This is a genomic window from Amycolatopsis sp. NPDC047767, from assembly GCF_040704195.1.
Classification (GTDB): domain Bacteria; phylum Actinomycetota; class Actinomycetes; order Mycobacteriales; family Pseudonocardiaceae; genus Amycolatopsis.
Map to the genome: position 1 here is coordinate 183,880 of NZ_JBEYSJ010000011.1, position 22,596 is coordinate 206,475.

Consider the following 22,596-nt stretch of genomic DNA (forward strand, 5'->3'; position numbering starts at 1 on the left):
GGTGCCGAGAACTCCGAGGGCCACATGATCACCGGCGCGCTCTCCAGCGTGCTGTCCGGCCGGCTGTCCTACCTGTTCGGGCTCGAGGGCCCGGCGATCACGCTCGACACGGCCTGTTCGTCGTCGCTGGTCGCGCTGCACCTGGCGTGCCAGTCGCTGCGCGGCGGGGAGAGCTCGCTCGCGCTGGCGGGCGGGGTGTCGGTGATGTCGACGCCGAACGCGTTCATCGGGTTCAGCCGCCAGCGCGCGATGGCGCCCGACGGCCGTTGCAAGGCCTACTCCGACTCGGCCGACGGCATGAGCCTCGCCGAAGGCGTCGGCCTCGTGCTGGTGGAGCGGCTGTCCGACGCACGGCGCAACGGGCACCCGGTGCTCGCCGTGATCCGCGGCTCGGCGATCAACCAGGACGGCGCGTCCAACGGCCTGACCGCGCCCAACGGTCCCGCGCAGCAGCGCGTGATCCGCGCGGCGCTGGCGAACTCGGGCCTGACGGCCGGCGAGATCGACGCGGTCGAGGGCCACGGCACCGGCACGGCGCTCGGCGACCCGATCGAGGCCCAGGCGCTGCTCGCGACCTACGGCCAGGACCGCGAGCGGCCGCTGCTGCTGGGGTCGATCAAGTCGAACATCGGCCACACCCAGATGGCGTCCGGCGTCGCGAGCCTGATCAAGGTCGTGAAGGCGATGGAGCACGGCGTGCTCCCGCCGACTTTGCACGCCGACGAGCCTTCGTCCCATGTGGACTGGGGCACGGGTGCAGTGCAGCTGCTGACCGAGACGACGCCGTGGCCCGGCGGTGACCGGCCGCGCCGCGCCGCGGTGTCGTCGTTCGGGCTCAGCGGCACGAACGCGCACACCGTGGTGGAGCAGGCACCGCCGGTCGACGTGGTCGTGGAGCCGGGTGTCGAGCAGGCCGTTCCGGTCGTCCTTTCCGGACGGTCGCAAGACGCCCTGCGCGCCCAGGCTTCTCGGTTGCTGGACCGGCTCACGGACGAGCCCGGCCTGCGGCTCGCGGACGTCGCGTACTCGCTGGCCACCGCGCGCTCGGCGTTCGACCACCGCGCGGGCCTGGTCGCGGGCGACCGGGCCGAGCTGCTCGCCGGCCTCACCGCCGTGCGCGACGGAGCGCCTGCGGGGAACCTGGTGACCGGCCGCAGTGCCGGACGCGGGCGCACGGCGTTCCTGTTCACCGGACAGGGCAGCCAGCGCTTGGGCATGGGCCGTGAGCTGTACGAGCGGTTCCCGGTGTTCGCCGACGCCTTCGACGCCGCGTGCGCCTGCTTCGACGCGGAGCTGGACCGGCCGCTGCGCGAGGTCATCTGGGGCGCCGACACCGAGCTGCTCGACCGGACCGGCTCCACGCAGCCGGCGTTGTTCGCGGTCGAGGTCGCGCTCTACCGGCTCGCCGAGTCGTGGGGCGTGCGCGCGGACTATCTCGCCGGGCACTCGATCGGTGAGCTGGCGGCGGCCCACGTCGCCGGGGTGCTGACGCTGGAGGACGCGTGCAAGCTGGTCGCCGCGCGTGGCCGGCTGATGGAGGCGTTGCCCGCCGGAGGCGCGATGATCGCGCTGCAGGCGACCGAGGACGAAGTGACGCCGCTGCTCACCGAAGGCGTGTCCCTGGCCGCGATCAACGGGCCGCGCGCGGTGGTCATCGCCGGTGAGGAGGCCGAAGCCGGGGCCATCGCGCGGCACTTCGCCGAGCTGGACCGCAAGACCCGCCGCCTGCGCGTGAGCCACGCGTTCCACTCGCCGCGCATGGACGCCATGCTCGACGACTTCCGCCGCGTCGCCGGATCCGTGAGCTTCACGGCGCCGGTGATCCCGTTCGTCTCGAACGTGACCGGCAACATCGCGACCGAGGAGCAGGCGTGCTCGCCGGAGTACTGGGTGGACCACGTCCGCCGCGCCGTGCGGTTCGCCGACGGCGTGTCCTGGCTCGCGGGTCACGGCGTCACGACGTTCCTGGAGCTCGGGCCCGACGGGGTGCTGTCGGGGATGGCGCAGGAGTCGCTGACCGAAGCGGCGCTCGTGCTGCCCGTGCTGCGCCGCGACCGCGACGAGGTCGCGACCGCGCTCGGTGCGCTCGCCCGCCTGCACGTCCACGGCGTGCCGATCGGGTGGGACGGCGTGTTCGCCGGCAACGGCGCGCGGGTCGTCGACCTGCCCACCTACGCGTTCCAGCGCAAGCGTTACTGGCCGGAGCCCGCGGCTCTCGCTCCCGTCGCGGCCGATCCCGCCGACGCCGACTTCTGGTCCGCCGTCGAGCAGGAGGACGTGACGGCGCTGGCCGAGCAGCTCGGCCTCGACGGCGAGACGCTCCAGCCGATGGTGCCCGCGCTCTCGGCCTGGCGTCGTCGCCGCACCGAACGGGCCACGGTGGACGGCCGGCGTTACCGCGTGGACTGGAAACCGTTCCGGCCCGCCGAACGACGCCTGTCGGGCACGTGGCTCGTGGTGGTCCCGGCGGGGTCCGGCTGGACCCGCGGCGTCGTCGAAGCGCTGGGCACGGACACCGTTGTGGTACCGAGCATCGACGAGATCGGCGCCGGTCCCTACGCCGGCGTGATCTTGCTGCCGGAGCCCGGCGAGACCGGCGAAGGTCATACTCCCGCCGGGGTCCTCACCGCTGCGGCGCTGGTCCAGGCGCTCGGTGCCGCGAACGTCGATGCTCCACTGTGGATTTTCACCCGCGGCGGGATCTCCGTCGGCCGCGCCGACGCCGGCGTGAGCCCGGACCAGGCCGCGGTGTGGGGCCTCGGCCGGGCAATCGGCCTGGAACACCCCGACCGCTGGGGCGGCTTGATCGACCTGCCCGCGGAGCTGGACTCCGCTGTCGCCGCACGGCTCGTGGCCTCGCTTGCCGGGTCCGGCGACGAGGACCAGCTCGCGGTGCGCGCGTCGGGCGTTTTCGTCCGGCGGCTCGCGCACAGTGCCACCGACCCGAAGACGACGTTCACGCCGACCGGCACCGTCCTCGTCACGGGCGGCACCGGCGGTCTCGGCCGTCGCGTGGCCCGCCGGCTCGCCGCGGAAGGCGCAGAGCACCTGCTGCTGACGAGCCGCCGCGGCCCCGATGCGCCAGGTGCGGCCGAGCTCGCCGAGGAGCTGGCGGAGCTGGGTGCCCGCGTGACGATCGCCGCGTGCGACGTCGCCGACCGCGCCGCCCTTGCGGACCTGCTCGCCGAACACCCGGTGCGGTCCGTCTTCCACACCGCCGGCGTCGTCGACGACGGCGTGCTCGACACCCTGACCCCCGAACGGTTCGACACAGTCTTCGCCGCCAAGGCCACGGCCGTGCGGAACTTGCACGAGCTGGCCGGCGACGTCGACGCGTTCGTCCTGTTCTCCTCAGTCGCCGGCACGCTCGGTGCCGCGGGGCAGGGCAACTACGCCGCCGCCAACGCCTACCTCGACGCGTTCGCCGCCCAGCGCCGCGCCTCGGGCCGGCCGGCGACGTCGATCGCCTGGGGCCCCTGGGCCGACGACGGCATGGCCGGCGACGCGGAGATCGCGAACCGCGTGCGGCGCGGCGGCTTCGGCCTGCTCGACCCCGCCGCGGCGATCACCGCGATGTGGCATGCGATCGAGGCCGGCGACACCGCGCTCGCGGTGCTGGACGTCGACTGGCCGCGCTTCGCGACCGTGCGCCCGGACCCGGTGATTGCCGACCTGCCGGAGGTCCGTGCCCTGGCCCGGACCGACGTCGCGGAGCAGCAGGACGAGAACGCCCTGCGCCGCACGCTCGCCGGGTTGCCCGAAACCGAGCGCGTCCGCGCCGTGCTCGACCTGGTGCTGGTGCGGGTCGCGGCCGTGCTCGGTCACGACGGTACGGGCCAGGTCGAGGCCGACCAGCCGTTCGCGGACCTCGGTTTCGACTCGCTGACCACGGTCGAGCTGCGCAACTCGCTCGCCGCCGCGACCGGGCTGACGCTGCCGTCGACGATCGTGTTCGACCACCCCAGCCCCCGCGCGCTGGCCGCGTTCCTGCTCGGCGAGCTGCTGGGCACGCTCGACACCCCGGTGTCGTCGGCCCCGGCCGCACGCGCGGTGGACGACGACCCGATCGCCGTCGTCGGCATGGCCTGCCGGTACCCGGGCGGGATCCGCTCGCCCGAGGACCTGTGGCAGCTGCTGGTCGAGGGCCGTGACGCCGTGGCGCCGTTCCCGGCCGACCGCGGCTGGGACCTCGAAGCGCTGGCCGCCGGAGCCTCCGCCACGCTGCAAGGCGGGTTCCTCTCCGACGCGGCGGACTTCGACGCGGGCTTCTTCGGCATCTCCCCGCGCGAAGCCCTCGCGATGGACCCGCAGCAGCGGCTCCTGCTGGAAACCACGTGGGAGGCGCTGGAACACGCGGGCATCGACGCCGACGGGCTGCGCGGCAGCGACACCGGCGTGTTCGTGGGCACCAACGGCCAGGACTACGTGCAGCTGCTGCAGAACGCGTCCGCCGACATCCAGGGGCACATCGCCACCGGCACCACGGCGAGTGTGCTGTCCGGCCGCCTTTCCTACACACTCGGGCTGGAAGGCCCGGCCGTCACGGTCGACACGGCCTGCTCGTCTTCGCTGGTCGCCCTGCAGTGGGCGGCGCAGGCGCTGCGCAGCGGCACGTCGTCGCTCGCGCTCGCCGGCGGTGTGTCGGTGATGGCGAGTCCGGGCTCGTTCCTCGAGTTCAGCACGCAGAACGGTCTCGCCGCCGACGGCCGCATCAAGGCGTTCTCCGAGGACGCCGACGGCACGGCCTGGGCCGAAGGCGTCGGCGTGCTGGTGCTGGAGCGCCTGTCCGACGCGATGCGCCACGGCCACGAGGTCTGGGGCGTCGTGCGCGGTGGCGCGGTCAACCAGGACGGCGCGTCCAACGGCCTCACCGCACCCAACGGGCTCGCGCAGCAGCGGGTGATCCGCCAGGCACTGGCCGACGCCGGACTGTCCACTGCGGACATCGACGTCGTCGAGGCCCACGGCACCGGCACGAAGCTGGGCGACCCGATCGAGGCCGGCGCGGTCCTGGCGACCTACGGCCGCGACCGGACCACGCCGTTGCTGCTCGGCGCCGTGAAGTCGAACCTCGGTCACTCGCAAGCCGCCGCGGGCGTCGCCGGCGTGATCAAGGTGCTGCTCTCGATGCGCCACGGCGTGCTGCCGAAGACGCTGCACAGCGAGCGCCCGACCTCGCACGTCGACTGGACCGGCGGCACGATCTCGCTGCTGGACGACGTCACGCAGTGGCCGGAGACCGGCCGCCCGCGCCGCGCCGGGGTGTCCGCGTTCGGCGTGAGCGGCACCAACGCCCACGTGATTCTGGAGCAGGCGCCCGAGCTGGCGCCGGCCGAGCCCGCCGTGATCGAGCCGGTGGCTGTGCCGTGGCTGGTCTCGGGCCGCACCGAGCAGGCGCTCGACGCGCAGATCGCCCGGGTGACCGCGGCCGCCGGTGAGCTGTCGCCGGTGGACGTGGGCTACACGCTCGCGACCGGCCGCGCCGCGCTGCGCCACCGCGCGGTGCTGGTGTCCACTTCGGACGGTGTCGCCGAGGCGGGCCGGACGAAGGCCACGACCGGCCGCACCGCCGTGCTGTTCTCGGGTCAGGGCGCGCAGCGCGCCGGCATGGGCCGCGAGCTCTACGACCGGTTCCCGGTGTTCGCCGAGGCCTTCGACGAGGTGCTCGCGCACTTCGATCGCGAGCTCGACCGGCCGCTGCGCGACGTGGTCTTCACGGATTCGGAGCTGCTCGACGAGACCGCGTACACGCAGCCCGCGTTGTTCGCGATCGAGGTGGCGCTGTTCCGCCTGGCCGCCTCGCTCGGGATCCGGCCGGACTTCGTGGCCGGGCACTCGATCGGCGAGCTGGCCGCGGCGCACGTCGCCGGGGTGTTCTCGCTGGCGGACGCGTGCACGCTGGTCGCCGCTCGCGGCCGGCTGATGCAGGCGTTGCCGGCCGGGGGCGCCATGGTGTCCGTGCAGGCGACCGAGGCCGAGGTCACGCCGCTGCTCTCGGGTGACGTGGCGCTCGCCGCTGTCAACGGCCCGGACGCCGTGGTGCTCTCGGGTGCCGAGGACGCGGTGCTCGCGGTGGTGGCACGGCTGACGGGCCGCAAGACCAAGCGGCTCACCGTCAGCCACGCGTTCCACTCGCCGCTGATGGACCCGATGCTGGACGAGTTCCGGGCCGTGGTCGCCGGATTGACCCTGGCCGAGCCGGAGATCCCGGTCGTGTCCACCGTGACCGGTGCGGTCGCGGCCGCCGGGGAGCTCGCGTCGCCGGAATACTGGGTGCGCCAGGTGCGCGAGCCGGTGCGGTTCGCCGACGGCGTCGCGACGCTGACCGGCCAGGGCGTGACGACGTTCCTCGAGCTCGGTCCCGACGGGGTGCTCACCGCACTCGCGCAGGCCGGTCTCGGGCAGGACACCGAAGCCATCGCCGCGCTGCGCAAGGGCCGGGGTGAAGAAGCCGCGTGGGCCGGCGCCCTCGGCCGGCTGCACGGTCGCGGGGTCGCCGTGGACTGGGAGACCTACTTCGCCGGCACCGGCGCCCGCCGTGTCGTGCTGCCGACGTACGCGTTCCAGCGCGAGCGCTACTGGCCGGAGTTCGACGCGCAGGTCGCGCCGGATCCGGCGGACGCCGGGTTCTGGGCCGCGGTCGAAGACGCCGACCTCGAGACGCTGTCGGCGAGCCTCGACCTCGACGGCGACCAGCTCGCCGCCCTCGTGCCGGCGCTGGCGCGCTGGCGCCGCGGCCGGCAGGACGAGGCGCGGGTGCCGCAGTGGAAGTACGACGTGGTGTGGCGGCCGATCACGCCCGACGGCGGTGCGGAGGGGCGCTGGCTCGTGCTCGTCCCGGCGGAGCGCGACGAGTACGTGACCGCGATCCTGGCCGCCCTGGGTGACACGGCCGTGGCCGCCGAGCTCGACGCGCTGCCCGCGGAGACGGACTTCACCGGAGTGCTGTCGCTGCTGGACGTCGCGCCGGCCGGCCTGCTGGACCGCGTCGACGCTCCACTGTGGTGCGTCACGCGAGGTGCCGTGGCCGTCGGCGACGACGAAGACCTCGACCCGGCGCAGGCCGCGGTGTGGGGGCTCGGCCGGGTGGCCGCGCTCGACGCACCCGAACGCTGGGGTGGCCTCGTCGACCTGCCCGCCGAGCCCGACGACCGTGCCCTCGCCCGGCTGGCCGCAGCGCTGGCGGGCGGCGAAGACCAGGTCGCGGTCCGCTCCGGCGGCGTGTTCGCCCGCCGGATCGTCCGCGCGGTCGCGGGGGAGCGGTGGACGCCGCGGGGCACCGTCCTCGTCACCGGCGGGACGACCGGCACCGGCCTGGCCGTGGCCGGGTGGCTCGCCGAGCACGGCGCCGAGCGGCTCCTGCTCAGGGCACCGTCCCTTGTGGACGCTCCGGAGCTGGGCGTGCCGGCCGAGGTCGTCACCGAGCTGTCGGCCGAGCTGGTCGCGGACGTGACCGCCGTGGTCCACGCCGACGACGGCACCGGCCACGGCGACCCGGTCGCCGCGGTGCTCGGCGGCGCCGAAACCCTCGACACCCTGTTCGGCGACCGCGAGCTCGACGCGTTCCTCGTGTTCGGTTCCCTCGCCGGAGCCTGGGGCGCGGCCGGCCGCGCCGACGAAGCCGCGATCGGCGCGCAGCTGGCCGCGATCGCCGAACGCCGGCGCCTGCGTGGCCTGGCCGGGCAGGCGATCGCCTGGGGCGCCTGGGCCGGCACCGACGACGCTCTCGCCGGGCACCTGCGCCTGTCGGGTCTTCCCGCGATGCCAACCGCGGCCGCGGTGACGGCATTGAGCGCCCCGGCCGCGATCGTCGCGGACGTGGAGTGGGAGAAGTTCGCCCCGGCGTTCACCCGGACGCGCCCCACGAACCTGTTCACCGAGCTGCCCGAGTTCACCGAGGCGGTCACGCAGAAGACGGCTGGTCTCGCCGGGGAACTGCGCGAACTGCCGCAGGCGGACCGCATCCGGCGGCTGCTCGCCGCCGTGCGGGAGAAGGCGGCGCTGGTCCTCGGCCACGCGAGCGCCGACGCGGTGGCCGCCGACCTGCCGTTCAAGGACCTCGGATTCGACTCGCTCACCGCGGTCGACCTGCGCAACCAGCTCGGGGACGCCACCGGCTTGGCGCTCCCGGCCACCCTCGCATTCGACCACCCGACCCCGCAGGTGCTGGCGGCTTTCCTCGACGCCGAGCTGTTCGGCGCCGACGACAGCGGCGCCGGCGTGGTGACCACGGCGGCGGTCACCGACGACCCGATCGTGATCGTCGGCATGAGCTGCCGCTGCCCCGGTGGCGTCCGGTCGCCGGAAGACCTGTGGCGCCTCGTCTCCGACGGGGTCGACGCGGTCGGCGACATGCCCGCCGACCGCGGCTGGCCGATGGACGAGCTGTTCGCCGGCGGCCCGGAGACGCCGGGCACGAGCGTGACGCGCCAGGGCGGTTTCCTCTACGACGTCGCGGACTTCGACCCCGGCTTCTTCGGGATCTCGCCGCGCGAGGCCGTGGTGATGGACCCGCAGCAGCGCATCGTGCTCGAAGCCGCGTGGGAGGCGCTGGAACGCGCCGGGGTCGACCCGGCCGGCCTGCGCGGCACCGACGCGGGCGTGTTCGTCGGCGGCGGCAGCGGCGACTACCGGCCCGTGCTCGGCGAAGAGGGCGGGCACTGGCAGACGGCGCAGTCGTCGAGCCTGCTCTCCGGGCGCCTGGCCTACACGTTCGGCCTCCAGGGCCCGACCGTGTCGGTCGACACGGCGTGCTCGTCTTCGCTGGTCGCGATGCACCTCGCCGCCCAGGCCCTGCGCAGCGGTGAGTGCTCGGTCGCGCTGGCCGGCGGGGTCACGGTGATGTCGACGCCGGTGAACTTCGTCGAGTTCAGCGACCTCGGCGCCTTGTCGCCGGACGGACGGTGCAAGGCCTTCTCCGACGAGGCGAACGGCACCGGCTGGGCCGAGGGCGTCGGCATGCTGGTGCTGGAACGCCAGTCCGATGCCGTGCGCAACGGCCACCGGATCCTCGCCGTGGTGCGGGGTTCGGCCATCAACTCCGACGGCGCCTCCAACGGCCTGACCGCGCCCAGCGGTCCGGCGCAGCAGAAGGTGATCCGCAAGGCGCTCGCCGGCGCCGGCCTGCAACCGTCCGAAGTGGACGCGGTCGAAGCCCACGGCACCGGCACGAAGCTGGGTGACCCGATCGAGGCCCAGGCGCTGCTCGCGATCTACGGAGGGGAGCGGGAACACCCGCTGCTGCTGGGGTCGGTGAAGTCGAACCTCGGCCACACGCAGTCGGCCTCGGGTGTCGCGGGCGTGATCAAGATGGTGCTCGCGATGCAGCACGGCGTGCTGCCGAAGACCCTGCACGCCGACGCGCCGACGTCCCAGGTGGACTGGAGCGCGGGGGCGATCGAGCTGGTCGGCGAGTCCCGGGCCTGGCCCGAGGTGGGCCGGGTGCGGCGCGCGGCGGTGTCGTCGTTCGGCGCCAGCGGCACGAACTCGCACGTGATCCTGGAGCAGGCGCCCGAACAGCCCGCGGTCTCGGCCGAGGAGTCCGCCGGGCCGGTGCTGGTGCCGGTCTCGGGCCGTACACCAGCGGCGCTGAAGGCGCAGGCCCAGCGGCTGCGCGACCGCCTGCTCGACGAGCCGGGCCTCTCGCCCGCCGAAGTCGCGTACGCGCTGGCCACCACCCGTGCGACGTTCGAGCACCGCGCGACGGTGCTGGCGTCGGACACCGCCGAGCTGCTGGCCGGGCTGACCGCGCTCGCCGAGGGCGCGCCGTCCCCGTCGGTGAGCGAGGGCCGGGCGCGGTCACTGGGCCGCACCGCGTTCCTGTTCACCGGCCAGGGCGCGCAGCGCGCGGGCATGGGCCGCGAGCTCTACGACCGGTTCCCGGTGTTCGCCGAGGCCTTCGACGAGGTCGTGGCCGCGCTGGACGAGCACCTCGAGCGCCCGCTGCGGGAGATCGTGTTCGCCGAGCCCGGCACGGCCGAGGCCGAGCTGCTCGACCGCACGGGCTACACGCAGCCCGCGCTGTTCGCGGTGGAGGTCGCGCTGGTGCGGCTGGTCACCTCGCTCGGCATCCGGCCGGACGTGGTGGCCGGGCACTCGATCGGCGAGCTGGCCGCGGCCCACGTGGCCGGCGTCTTCTCCCTCGCCGACGCCGCCCGCCTGGTCGCCGCCCGCGCGACGCTGATGGACGCGCTGCCGGGGGCCGAGTCGGCGATGGTGTCGATCGAGGCCCGCGAGGACGAGGTCACGCCGCTGCTCACGCCGGGGATCTCGGTGGCGGCGGTCAACGGCCCGGCCGCGGTGGTGGTGGCCGGGGACGAATCGGAGGCCGAAGCGCTCGCCGCGAGGTTCGCGGCCGAGGGCCGGAAGACTAGGCGTTTGCGGGTCTCCCATGCGTTTCACTCACCTCATATGGACGCGATGCTGGACGACTATCGCCGGGTGGCCCGGAGCGTGGCTTACGCCGCTCCGGTGGTGCCGCTCGTGTCCACGGTCACCGGCGCGCCGGCCGGCGACGAGGTGCTCACCCCGGAGTACTGGGTGCGCCACGTCCGCGACGCGGTCCGCTTCGCCGACGGTGTTGCCGGCCTGGCCGAGGCCGGTGCCGATGTGTTCGTGGAGATCGGTCCCGACGGGGTCCTCTCCGCGATGGCGGCGGCGACCCTCGACGACCGCGCGACGCTCGTTCCGGTGCTGCGCAAGGACCGCGGTGAACCGGGCGCGCTGCTCGGGGCGCTGGCCCGGCTGCACGTCGCCGGCCTGAGCCCCGACTGGCGGGCCTTGCTCGGCCGCCACCGCGTGGTGGACCTGCCGACGTACGCCTTCCAGCACGAGCGGTTCTGGCCCGAGAGCCAGGCCCTCGGCGCCGCCCCCGCCGCCGAGTCCTCGCGTGACGACGCTTTCTGGTCGGCCGTGCGGGAGGAGGACTTCGAGCACCTCAGCAGCACGCTCGACGTCGACGCCGGTGCGCTGGGCCAGGTCCTGCCCGCGCTGCTCGGCTGGCGCAAGACCGTCGCCGACCGGTCCACAGTGGACTCCTGGCGCCACCGCGTCACCTGGTCGCCGCTGACCGGCGCGGCCGAGGCCGCTCCGGCGGGCACCTGGCTCGCGGTCGTCCCCGAGACGCACGACGGCGACGCCTGGACGGACGCTGCGGTCGCCGCGCTGGGCACCGACGTGGTTCGCCTGGCTGTCGGCGGCCAGGACCGGGCCGCGCTCGCCGAGGAGCTGCGCGCGGCGGGTCCGGTGACCGGAGTCGTCTCGCTGCTCGCCCTCGACGAACGCACGACGTCCGGCGTGCCGCACGGGCTCGCGGCCACCACGACCCTGCTGCAGGCGCTGGGCGACGCGGGGACCACCGCGCCGCTGTGGGCGGTGACGCGGGGTGCGGTGCCGGCGGGCGGCACGGACGTGACCAGCCCGCTGCAGGCCGCCTGCTGGGGGCTCGGCCGCGTCGCCGCGCTGGAACACCCCGACCGCTGGGGCGGGCTCGTCGACCTGCCGGAGACGCTCGACGAGCGTTCGGCCGCCCGCTTCGCCGGTGTCCTCGCCGGCCCGGCGGGGGAGGACCAGCTCGCCGTGCGTCCGTCCGCGGTGTTCGGGGCGCGCCTGGCTCCGGCTCCGGCCGGCGGCGAAGCCCGGACTTGGGATCCGACGGGCACGGTGCTCATCACCGGTGGCACCGGCGGACTCGGGGCGCTGGTCGCGCGCCGGCTCGCCGAGGCCGGGGCCGGGCACCTGCTGCTCGCCAGCCGGCGCGGTGCGGCCGCGCCCGGGGCGGCCGAGCTGGCTGCCGAGCTCGAAGACCGGGGTGCCCGCGTGACGATCGCCGCCTGCGACGTCGCCGACCGGGCCTCGCTCACCGAGCTGCTGGCGGGGATCCCGGCCGACGTGCCGCTCACCGCCGTGGTCCACACCGCCGGTGTGCTCCACGACGGTGTGCTCGACGGACTCACGCCGGACCGGTTCGAAGCCGTGTTCCGCGCCAAGGTCGGTTCGGCGCTCCTGCTCGACGAGCTGACCCGCGACCACGACCTCGCGGTGTTCGCGCTGTTCGCCTCGGCGTCGGCCGTGGTCGGCAACCCGGGGCAGGCCAACTACTCCGCCGCCAACGCGGTGCTCGACGCCCTCGCCGAACGGCGCCGGGCCGAAGGGCTCGCGGCCACGTCGATCGCGTGGGGCGCCTGGGGCGGAGCCGGGATGGCGACCGGGGCGGCGGCCGAGGTTGCCGCGCGCCGCAGCGGGATCGCCGCGATGGACCCGGATCTGGCCGTGCTCGCCCTGCGGCAGCTCGTCACCGAACCACGTCCGACGGCGGTGGTGGTCCAGGTCGACGCCGGGGGCTTCAGCGGCGGACCCGCGCGGCCCAATCCATTGCTGCGCGACCTGCCGGGTTACGTCGAACCGGCAGCGGCCGCGCCGGCCGAGGAGACGTCCGCGTTCCGCGAGCGCCTCGCCGGCCTGCCCGCCGACGAGCGCGAAGAGGCCGTGCTGGACCTCGTGCGGGTGCGGGCCGCGGAGGTGCTCGGGTACGCCGACCTCGACGTGGTGGGACCGGACAAGCCGTTCCGGGACCTCGGGTTCGACTCGCTCGGCGTGGTGGAACTGCGCAACCGCCTCACGGCGGCGACCGGGCTGACGATGCCCTCCACGCTCGTGTTCGACCACCCGACGCCCGAGGCGCTGGCCGCGTACCTCCTGGAGCAGCTGGCTCCGGAAGCGGCCGAGGCCGGCGACGAGGAGACCCGGGTGCGGGCGCTGCTCTCGGCGGTGCCGCTGGCCAAGCTGCGCGAAAGCGGCGTGCTGGACACCTTGCTGCGCCTGGCCGAAGGCGGCGAGGCGGACGCGGGTGCGGACATCGACGACATGGGCGTGGACGACCTCGTGCGGGCCGCGCTGACCGGGCAAGAGCCGACCGAGTGACCCAGCCGAGCGAGTGACGGAGCTGAAGAGATGACCACGCCCAGCGAAAAGGTTGTCGAGGCGCTGCGGGCTTCCGTGAAGGAGGCCGACCGCCTCCGCCGGCAGAACCGGGAGCTGCTGGCCGCGGCGGCCGAGCCGATCGCGATCGTGAGCATGAGCTGCCGGTTCCCCGGTGGCGTCCGGTCGCCCGAGGACCTGTGGCGGCTCGTTGCCGAGGGCCGCGACGCGGTCGGCGGCTATCCGGCCGACCGCGGCTGGGACCTGCGCGCGTTGCAGACGAGCGAGGTCGACGCGCGCGGCAAGGAAGTGAGCCGGCGCGGCGGGTTCCTCGACTGCGTCGCCGACTTCGACCCGGGCTTCTTCGGCATCTCGCCGCGTGAGGCGCTCTCGATGGACCCGCAGCAGCGGCTTCTGCTGGAGACGTCGTGGGAAGCGGTGGAACGCGCGGGCATCGACCCGGTGTCGTTGCGCGGCAGCCGGACCGGAGTGTTCGTCGGGACCAACGGCCAGGATTACGCGTACCTCATGGTGCGCTCACTGGACGACGCCGACGGCAGCGTGGGCACCGGCATCGCCGCGAGCGCCACGTCGGGCCGGATCTCCTACACGTTCGGGCTGGAAGGCCCGGCCGTCACGGTGGACACGGCGTGCTCGTCCTCGCTGGTGTCGCTGCACCTGGCGGCGCAGGCGCTGCGCTCGGGCGAGTGCACGCTGGCGCTGGCCGGTGGCGTGAACGTGATGTCCACGCCGGGTTCGTTGCTGGAGTTCAGCCGCCAGGGCGGCCTGGCGCCGGACGGGCGCTGCAAGGCGTTCTCCGACGACGCCGACGGCACCGGTTGGGCCGAGGGCGTCGGCGTCCTGGTGCTGGAGAAGCTGTCGGACGCGAAGCGCAACGGACATCCGGTGCTCGCGCTCGTCCGCGGCTCGGCGGTGAACTCCGACGGCGCGTCCAACGGGTTCACCGCGCCCAACGGGCGTTCGCAGCAGCGCGTGATCCGCCAGGCGCTGGCGGCGGCGCGGCTGGAACCGTCCGAAGTGGACGTGGTCGAGGCCCACGGCACCGGCACACCGCTGGGCGACCCGGTGGAGGCCGGGAGCCTGCTGGAGACCTACGGCCGGGAGCGCGAGCACCCGCTGCTGCTGGGGTCGGTGAAGTCGAACTTCGGGCACACGCAGGCCGCCGCCGGGGTCGCGGGGGTGATCAAGCTGGTCGAGGCGATGCGCCACGGAGTGGTGCCGAAGACCCTGCACGTGGGCACGCCGTCGTCCCATGTGGACTGGAGCTCCGGCGCGGTGACCCTGCTGGCCGAGCAGGTGGCGTGGCCGCAGACCGGCCGCCCGCGGCGCGCGGCCGTGTCGTCGTTCGGGGTGAGCGGCACCAACGCGCACACGATCCTGGAGCAGGCGCCGGCGAGCGACCCGGTCGAGACCGAGCCGGCCGGGGGAGTAGTGCCGTGGGTGCTGTCGGCCAAGACCCCGGAGGCGTTGCGCGGGCAGGTCCGCGCCCTGGTGGGCCACGACCTGGGTTCCGCGGTCGACGTCGGGTTCTCGCTGCTCACGGGCCGTTCCGCGTTCGAGCACCGGCTGGCCGCCGTCGGGTCCGACACCACGGCGCTGCGGGAGGACCTGGCGCGCTGGCTGAGCGACGGTTCGGCGCCGGGCGTCACGACCGGGCTCGCGGGGCGGCGGGTCAAGCTCGCCGTGGTCTTCTCCGGCCAAGGGGCGCAGCGGCTCGGGATGGGGCGCGAGCTCTACGGGCGGTTCCCGGCGTTCGCGGAGGCGTTCGACGCGGTCGCGGCGGAGCTGGACCCGAAGCTGGACCGGCCCGTGCGCGACATCGTGTGGGGTGCGGACGCCGGGCTGCTCGACCGCACCGGGTGGACGCAGCCGGCGTTGTTCGCCGTCGAGGTCGCGTTGCTGCGGCTGGCCGAGTCTTTCGGTGTCCGGCCTGACGTGCTGGGCGGGCATTCCGTCGGCGAGATCGCCGCCGCGCACGGCGCCGGCGTGCTGTCGCTGCCCGACGCCTGCACCCTTGTCGCCGCCCGCGCGCGGTTGATGGACGCGTTGCCCGAGGGCGGCGCGATGGTGTCGGTCCGCGCGACCGAGGCCGAGGTGACCCCGGAGCTCACCGACGGCGTCTCGATCGCGGCCGTGAACGGGCCGGACTCGGTGGTGCTCGCGGGCGCCGAGGCCGACGTCACGCGGATCGCGGAGACGTTCGCCGCGCGCGGGCGCCGGACCAAGCGGCTCAGCGTGTCGCACGCGTTCCACTCGCCGCTGATGGACCCGATGCTGGCCGGCTTCCGCGCCGCGCTCGACGGGATTTCCTTCGCCGCGCCGAAGATCCCGCTCGTGTCCGCACTGACCGGCGCTCTCGCGGGTGACGAGATCCGCACCGCCGACTACTGGGTGCGCCACGTCCGCGAGCCGGTGCGGTTCGCCGACGCCGTGGTCGCCGCGCACGAGGCCGGAGCGGGGGCGTTCCTGGAGCTCGGCCCCGACGCCGTGCTCACCGCGATGGCGCGCGAGAGCGTCGGCGACGCGATCCCGGTCGTGCCCGCGCTGCGCCGCAACCTCGGCGAGGAAGAGACGTGCGTGGCCGCGCTGGCCGCACTCCACGTCGCCGGCGCGCGCGTGGACTTGGGCGGGTTGCTGGCCGGAGCCCAGCGGGTGGACCTGCCGACGTACGCCTTCCAGCACGAGCGGTTCTGGCCCGAGTCCGACGTCGAGAAGTCCACCGTGGACTCCTGGCGGTTCCGCGAGGTCTGGCGCCCGGTCACCGCGATCCCGGGCGCGCCGCGTCGGTGGCTCGCCGTCGTGCCCCCGGACGCCGGCGCGTGGGTGGACCTGGTGCTCGAGGCCGCGGGCGACGTGGTCCGCGTCGAACCGGATGAGCTCGGTGAGACGGATCGTGACGCCGTGCTGTCCTTCCTGCCGGACGCCCCGGCGACGGCCGCATTGCTGCGCCGCGTCGACCTGCCGGTGTGGGTTGTCACGCGGGGCGCCGTCGCGGCCCAAGCCGACGCCGAGGTGACGGATCCGGCCGCGGCCGCCCTGTGGGGTCTGGGCCGGGTCGCCGCGCTGGAGCAGCCGCGCGGGTGGGGCGGTCTCCTCGACGTGCCCGCCGAGCTCGACGACCGGACGACCGGGCTGCTGGCGCAGGCGCTGCGCCAGTCCGAAGAGGACGAACTGGCGGTCCGCCCGTCCGGGATCTTCGGCCGCCGCCTCGTCCCCGCGCCGGCCACCACGGCCGAGGAATGGCAGCCGCACGGCACCGTGCTCATCACCGGCGGCACGGGCGCCCTCGGCGCGCACGTCGCGCGGTGGCTGGCCGAACACGGCGCCGAGCACCTCGTGCTCACCAGCCGCCGCGGGCCGGACGCCCCCGGCGCGGCCGACCTCGCCGCGAAGCTGGAGGCACTCGGTGCGCGCGTCACGCTCGCCGCGTGCGACGTCGCCGACCGCGACGCCGTGGCCGCGCTAATCGAACCCCTGCCGCTGACCGCGGTCGTGCATGCGGCCGGTGTCCTCGACGACGGCGTGCTGGAAGCCCTGACGCCCGAACGGTTCGAGACCGTGTTCCGGGCCAAGGCGACCTCCGCGCTGGTGCTCGACGAGCTGACCCGCGGCAAGGACCTCGAAGTCTTCGCCTTGTTCTCCTCGGTCGCCGGCACCCTCGGCAACCCCGGCCAGGGCGGGTACGCCGCCGCCAATGCCGTGCTCGACGCTCTCGCCCGGCGGCGCCGCGCCGCGGGACTGCCCGCGACCGCCGTCGCGTGGGGTGCCTGGGCCGGCGACGGAATGGCGAGCCAGGGCGTGGCCGCGGACCGGCACACCGACTCGACCGCCCTCGACCCCGCGCCGGCCGTCACCGCCCTCGCGCACGCGGTCACCGAACCCGAAGCCACCGTGGTGGTCGCCGACCTGCGGCAGCCCCGGTTGCTGTCGGCGCTGCTTTCGGCACGGCCCGGCCCGCTGCTCGACGAGCTGCCCGGCGCCCGCGACCTGCGCCGGGAGCAGACGTCCGAACCGGACTTCGGCCGCACGCTGCGCGCACTGTCCGAAGCGGACCGTCCGGCCGCCGTCCTCGAGCTGGTCCGCACCCGTGCCGCCGCCGTGCTCGGCCACTCCGGAGCGGGCGCGATCGGCGCCGACAAGGCCTTCCGTGACCTCGGGTTCGACTCGCTCAGCGCCATCGACCTCAGCAACGCCCTCGGCGCGGCCACGGGGCTCACGCTGCCCTCGACGCTGGTGTTCGACCATCCGACCCCCCACGACCTCGCCGCGCACCTGCTCGCCGAGCTGACCGGCGGCGACGCGGCCGGCAGCGAGATCGTCGCGGCCACCGCGGCCGGCACCGAACCCGTCGCGATCATCGGCATGGCCTGCCGGTTCCCGGGCGGCGTCCGGTCGCCCGGGGACCTGTGGTCGCTGCTGACCGCCGGCGAGCACGCCATCACCGACTTCCCCGACGACCGCGGCTGGGACCTCGCCGCGCTGGCCGGCGACGGCCGGGGCCGCAGCGCCACCGCGCGCGGCGGGTTCCTCGACGACGCCACCGGCTTCGACGCCGGCTTCTTCGGCATCTCCCCGCGCGAGGCCCTCGCGATGGACCCGCAGCAGCGCCAGCTGCTCGAAACCTCCTGGGAGACCTTCGAACGCGCGGGGCTCGACCCCGCCACCCTGCGCGGCAGCCGCACCGGCGTGTTCGTCGGCACCAACGGCCAGGACTACGCGAACCTCGTCACGATGGCCCGCGAGGACATGGAAGGCCACGCCAGCACCGGCCTCGCCGCGAGCGTGGTGTCCGGCCGGCTGTCCTACACCTTCGGGCTCGAAGGCCCGTCGCTCACGATCGACACGGCGTGCTCGTCCTCACTGGTCGCGCTGCACTCGGCCGCGCAGGCCCTGCGCAGCGGCGAATGCACCCTCGCGCTGGCCGGCGGCGTCACGGTGATGTCCACGGCCATCGGGTTCGCCGGCTTCACGCGCCAGGGCGGGCTCGCCGAGGACGGCCTGTGCAAGGCGTTCGCCGACGGCGCGGACGGCACCGGCTGGTCCGAGGGTGTCGGCATGCTGCTGGTCGAACGGCTGTCGGATGCGAAGAAGAACGGCCACCCGGTCCTCGCCGTCGTGCGCGGGTCGGCGGTGAACTCCGACGGCGCGTCCAACGGCCTGACCGCGCCCAACGGCCCCTCGCAGCAACGCGTGATCCGCCAGGCCCTCGCGAACGGTGGACTGTCCACTCAGGACGTCGACGCCGTCGAGGCCCACGGCACCGGCACGGTGCTCGGCGACCCGATCGAGGCGCAGGCCGTGCTCGCGACGTACGGGCAGGACCGCGCGACGCCGGTCTACCTGGGCGGCATCAAGTCCAACCTCGGCCACACCCAGGCCGCGGCCGGTGTCGCCGGGATCATCAAGATGGTCCTCGCCCTGCGCCACGGCGTGCTGCCGAAGACGTTGCACGTCGACGCGCCCTCGTCGCACGTGGACTGGGCGGCCGGGTCGGTCGAGCTGCTCACACGGCAGCGGCCGTGGCCCGAGGTGGGCCGGCCGCGCCGCGCCGGGGTGTCGTCGTTCGGGCTGAGCGGCACCAACGCGCACATCGTGCTGGAGCAGGCGGAAGAGGTTTCGACGCAAGAACAGCGCGCCGAGGACGTCGTGCCGTGGACGGTGTCGGCGAAAACGGCGGCGGCGCTCGACGAGCAGGTCGGGCGGCTGCGCGCCTTCGCGGCCCGGGACGGCGCGCCGAGCGCCCTCGACATCGGCGCCACTCTCGCGGCCCGCCCGCACTTCGGCCACCGCGCCCTGCTGCTCGCCGGACCCGACGGGATCACCGAAGCCGGCCGCGGGCTCGCCACCGAGCAGTCGACGGCCGTGCTGTTCTCCGGCCAGGGTTCGCAGCGCCCGGGCATGGGCCGTGAGCTGCACGAGCGCTTCCCGGTGTTCGCCGCCGCGTTCGACGCGGTGACGGCCGAGCTGGACCGCCACCTGGGCCGCCCGCTGCGTGAGATCGTCTTCGCCGCTGACGGCACACCCGAGGCCGGCCTGCTGGCCACCACGGGCTACACGCAGCCGGCGCTGTTCGCGTTCGAGGTCGCGCTCTACCGGCTGCTGGAGTCGTTCGGGCTGCGGGCCGCGCAGTTCGCCGGGCACTCGATCGGCGAGCTGACCGCCGCGCACCTGTCCGGCGTGCTGACGCTGGAAGACGCTGCGACGCTCGTCGCCGCGCGCGCCGGGCTCATGCAGGCGCTGCCCGCCGGTGGCGCGATGGTCGCCGTCGAGGCGACGCCCGACGAAGTGACGGCGGAGCTCACGGCCGAGGTGTCGATCGCCGCGGTGAACGCGCCCGCTTCGGTGGTCGTCGCCGGGGCCGAGCAAGCCGTGCTGGCGCTGGCCGACCGGTTCGCCGAACGGGGCCGCCGGACCAACCGGCTCACCGTTTCCCACGCGTTCCACTCGCCGCTGGTCGAACCGATGCTCGACGAGTTCGCCGCGGTCGTGCGCGGACTTTCGTTGTCCGCGCCCGAAATCCCGATCGTCTCGACGCTCACCGGCGAGCCCGCCACCGCCGAGCAGCTGACCGATCCGGCCTACTGGGTGCGCCACGTCCGCGAGGCCGTGCGCTTCGGCGACGGCGTGCGCTCGCTGCGTGCCGCGGGCACGACCACGTTCGTCGAGGTCGGCCCCGGCAGCGTCCTGGCCGCGCTCGCCCAGCAGAACGTGAACGACGTGACCGTCGTCGCGACCCAGCGCAAGGATCGCGACGAGGCGACCGCGCTGCTCACGGCGCTGGGCCGGCTGCACGTCGCGGGGGTGGCCGTGGACTGGTCACCGATGCTGGCCGGCGGCCGGCACACCGAGGTGCCCACCTACGCGTTCCAGCACCAGCGCTACTGGCCGACGCTCGCCCCGCTCGTCGCGGACGCCGCGGGCCTCGGGCTGGCCGTCGCCGGGCATCCGCTGCTCGCGGCGGAGGTCCCGCTCGCGGGCTCGGCCGACGCGGTGTTCAGCGGGGTGCTCTCGGCGCAGACCGTGCCGTGGCTGGCCGACCGGCTCGTCGACGGCGAGACGGTGTTCCCCGAGTCCGGCTTGCTCGACCTGTTCGCGTGGGCGGGCGAGAAGACCGGCTGCGACCGCGTCGACGAGCTGACCGTGGCTGCCCCGCTCGTCGTGGACACCGCCGTGGCGGTGCAGGTCCGCGTGGGCGAGCCGGCGTCCGGCCGCCGCCCTGTCACGCTCTACGGCCGTCCGGCCGACGACCCGGAAGCCGCCTGGACGGTGCACGCGCGCGGTCACGTCGCCGACGGTGCCGTGCACAGGGGCTCGCTCGGCGAGTGGCCGCCCGCCGACGCCGCGGCCGTCGACCTCACGGGGTTCCACGAACCGCACGAGGGCGACCGCGTGGAGCACGGGCCCGCGTTCCAGGGCATCACGGCCGTCTGGTGCCGCCGCGACGAGGTCTACGCCGAGGTCACGCTGCCCGAAGAGGTCCCGGATGCCGCGGAGTTCGGCCTGCACCCGGCGCTCGCCGACGCGGTGTCGCGGCTCGCCGCGTTCGCGGACCTCGACGTGGAGCCGGACCCGGTGCCGCACGTCTGGCGCGGCTTCACCCTGCACGCCGCCGGGGCGTCGGCGGTGCGGGCGCGGCTGATCCGCACGGGACCGGAGTCCGTGGCGCTGGCGCTGTTCGACGTCGAAGGCCGGCTTGTCGCTTCCGTCGACACCTGCGTGTACCGGGCGCTGCCGGAGCCCGAGCACCACACGCACGACACCCGGCACGACTCGCTGTTCCACCTCACCTGGACCCCGGTGCGCGGCGAGCACACCGAGGGCGACCGCTGCACGGTGCTGGGGGCCGACGGTCTCTGCCTCGCCGGCGTGCTGAGCGCCGGCTCCGCCACCGCACTGTCCGAAGTGGACGAAGTACCCGAGGTGCTGCTCGTGCCGATGGCCGGCCTCGGCCCGGACCCGCTCGCCGCCACGCGTGAACTCGGCGGACGCGCGTTGAAACTCGTGCAGGAGCTCTCGGCCGAAAAGTACGCCCGCACCACCGTGGTTTTCGTGACGCGCAACGGCGTCGCCGCCGAGGACGGCGACCCCATCGAGGACCCGGCCGCCGCCGCGCTGTGGGGCCTCGTGCGCGCCGCGCAGCTGGAGAATCCGGGCCGGTTCATGCTCGTGGACGTTGACGCCGACCCCGCTTCGGTCGCCGAGGTCGCGAGCGCACCGAAGCTGCTGGCCGTGGGGGAGACGCAGCTCGTGATCCGCGGCGGCGAGGTCCTCGCGGGCCGGCTCGCGCGCCTCGGGGAGACCGCGACGTGGGGCCGGCCCTGGGACCCGGACGGCTCCGTGCTCGTCACCGGCGGCACCGGCGGTCTCGGGCGCGAGCTGGCGCGCCACCTCGTGCGCGAACGAGGCGTACGGCACCTGGTCCTGGCGAGCCGCCGTGGTCTCGAAGCCCCCGGCGCGCCCGAGCTCGAGGACGAGCTGACCCACCTCGGCGCGACGGTGCGCTTCGTCGCGGCGGACGTCGCCGAGCGGCGCGAAGTCGCCCGCGCGCTGGCGGAGGTCGACCCGGCCCACCCGCTCACCGCCGTCGTCCACACCGCCGGGATCCTCGACGACGGCGTGCTCGGCTCGCTGACACCCGAGCGTGTCGCCGCGGTGCTGGCGCCGAAGTCCGACGCGGCCTGGCACCTGCACGAGCTGACGTACGGCGCGGACCTGGCGGCATTCGTCGTCTACTCCTCGATCGCCGGCACGATGGGCAGCCCCGGTCAGGCCAACTACTGCGCCGCCAACGCCGCCCTCGACTCGCTCGCGGCCCGCCGCGTGGCCCACGGCCTGCCTGCGACGTCGCTCGCGTGGGGTCCGTGGACCGAGACCGGCGGCATGACGGGCACGCTCGGCGAGACCGACCGGCGCCGCATGCGCTCGACCGGCCTGCCGCCGCTGGAGGTCGCCGAAGGGCTCGCGCTGTTCGACGCGGCCGTCGCCTCGGGGGCCGGCCGGATCGTGCCGCTGGCCGTCGGGCGGGGCGGGTTCGCGAGTGTCGAAGGCGACGTCCCGGCCGTGTTCCGCGGGTTGATCCGCGGCACCCGACGGCGGGCGGCGGCCGCGCGGGCGGTGCCGCGCGAGTCGCTGGCCGAACAGCTCACCGGGCTGCGAGAGAACGAGCAGATCCGACTGCTGGTGGACCTCGTCCGCACCGCGGCGGCGGCCGTGCTCGGTCACGACAGCGCCGAGGCGATCGACGCCGGGCAGGAGTTCCGCGAGCTGGGCTTCGACTCGCTCACCGCGGTGGAGCTGCGCAACCGCCTCACGGAGGTGGCCGGCACCCCGCTGCCGTCGACGCTCGTCTTCGACTACCCGACTCCGGTGGTACTCGCCGAGCACCTGCGCGAGGAGCTCACCGACGGCGCGGCGCCCGAGGCGGCGCTGGACGCCGAGCTGGACCGGCTCGAAGCGAGCCTGCGCGCGGCGGCGCCCGACGGCGTGACGCGCGGCGGCATCGCCGCCCGGCTGCGCCGGATGCTCTCGGCGCTCACGGAGACCGAAGAGGCGGAAACCGGCGTCGCCGACCGGCTCAGCGACGCGAGCGCCGACGAGGTCCTCGACTTCATCGACCACGAACTGGGCCGGCTGACCGACCGCTGACCCGCGCGAACG

Annotated in this window: 2 protein-coding genes (1 of these 2 only partly in view); both read left to right on the plus strand. The window is 74.9% G+C overall.

The annotated features are described in order from the left end of the window. On the plus strand, nt 1-12,921 hold the end of the coding sequence (locus AB0878_RS21750) for a type I polyketide synthase (protein ID WP_366582064.1). 14,484 nt of this gene lie to the left of the window's left edge; the window shows 12,921 of its 27,405 coding nt (coding positions 14,485-27,405); its start codon lies beyond the left edge, outside the window; its stop codon occupies nt 12,919-12,921. A 30-nt stretch (nt 12,922-12,951) separates the two neighbouring features. Continuing rightward, nucleotides 12,952-22,584, plus strand: a complete 9,633-nt coding sequence (locus AB0878_RS21755; RefSeq protein WP_366582065.1) for a type I polyketide synthase — start codon at nt 12,952-12,954, stop codon at nt 22,582-22,584. The last annotated feature ends 12 nt before the right edge of the window (nt 22,585-22,596 follow it).